Annotated in this window: 1 protein-coding gene; it reads left to right on the forward strand. The window is 57.2% G+C overall.

Features of this window, described 5'->3' with window-relative positions:
- Positions 1–670 (forward strand): cytochrome c biogenesis protein CcsA (gene ccsA / locus HF921_RS13795; protein WP_215893927.1); only part of this gene is annotated, 670 nt, incomplete at both ends.

The following is a 670-nucleotide window of genomic DNA, read 5'->3' on the forward strand; positions in this document are numbered from 1 at the left end:
TGTCACGCTCGTTGCCGTTGGCATCCATTGGCGCGCCTTTCAAGTGGCCTTCCTGACCGTGCTGAGTGCCGCGTTGTTGGGTGTCTGGCTATATAGCATTGGGCAAACGCCCGCCAACGACGTCATCTTGCGCTACGTGCTGCAGGGTTACGCCGGCGTCATGTGGATGGTCGGGTTTTTTTTGGCGGCCACGGCGGCCTACCTGATAAATTTCTTTACCCTCTCGGAAAAGGTGGGGCGTCTGGCAACGGGGCTGACCTGGGTTGGCGTGCTCATGGGTTTCATCGCCCTTGGTGTGCGCTGGCGCGAAACCTACATCGGGCATCCCGACTGGGGGCATGTTCCGGTGACCAATCTTTGGGAGGTGATGGTGGTATTTTGTGCGGCCACCTCCCTCTTCTACCTCTACTATGAATCCCGCTTCAAGTCCAAAGCGCTAGGCGCTTTTGTGATGCCGTTGGTGGCTGTGGCCGCAGTGTTTCTGCTCTGGCTCACGTTTGTCCAGCATATGAATCGCATAGCCCCTATCATTCCGGCATTGCAGAGCTTCTGGATGAAACTGCATGTGCCCATGATGTTTGTGTCTTATGCGAACTTTACCATCGCCAGTCTGGTGGGCCTCGCCTACATTCTCGCTGACCGCTCGCGTAGAAGCGGCGGTGGCGGGATT

It is taken from the genome of Acidithiobacillus ferriphilus (assembly GCF_018854775.1).
Taxonomy (GTDB): domain Bacteria; phylum Pseudomonadota; class Gammaproteobacteria; order Acidithiobacillales; family Acidithiobacillaceae; genus Acidithiobacillus; species Acidithiobacillus ferriphilus.